The sequence below is a fragment of the Actinocorallia lasiicapitis genome (assembly GCF_054778695.1).
Window position 1 is genome coordinate 1 of sequence record NZ_BAAGZI010000910.1, and the last position, 557, is coordinate 557.

A 557-nucleotide genomic window follows, 5' to 3' on the forward strand; every position below is an offset into this window, starting at 1 on the left:
GGCCTATGCCCGCCTGCTCGATGGCAACCGGTCGACCGCGTACAATTCGCTGTTCGGCATCTATGGCGGCCTCGACCTCCAGTCGGCATCGACGATCCAGGCGACGCTGGAAAGCCTGGCGCCGCGCGCCGAGACGACCAAGCGCGCGATCGGTACCGTCGCAACCGACAATATGGCGCGCTTCTATCGTGAGCGCATCTCGGCGATGGCGCCCGAGACGTTCCAGGGCGGTTCGATCGCGATGATCGGCAAGCCCATGGAATTCGCCGCCAATGAGATCGCGATGCCGGGCCAAGCCGCGATGGTCAGCGACACGCCGGCGACGACGCTGCAGGAAAACGTCCTGCCCGAAAACGCCGCAGTCTATCTGGCGGGCGGCTATCTCGACGGGTCGAGCGCATCGATGCCGGGTACGGTGCCGCAGACCGGGCGTGACCGGTTCGACGGCTTCTACGTCGCGGCGGGGATCGAGGCGAAGGTCGACGACACCAGCATGCTGGGCTTCGGCTTCTCGTACACCAAGATCGACGGCAAGCCGAACGCCGGCCAGACCGCGC

At 66.4% G+C, this 557-nt stretch carries 1 protein-coding gene; it reads left to right on the forward strand.

The window, feature by feature from the left end; genetic code table 11:
• Nucleotides 1-557, forward strand: a 557-nt coding sequence (locus tag ACYVE7_RS35450) for a hypothetical protein (RefSeq protein ID WP_460371084.1), incomplete at both ends; no start/stop codon positions are given.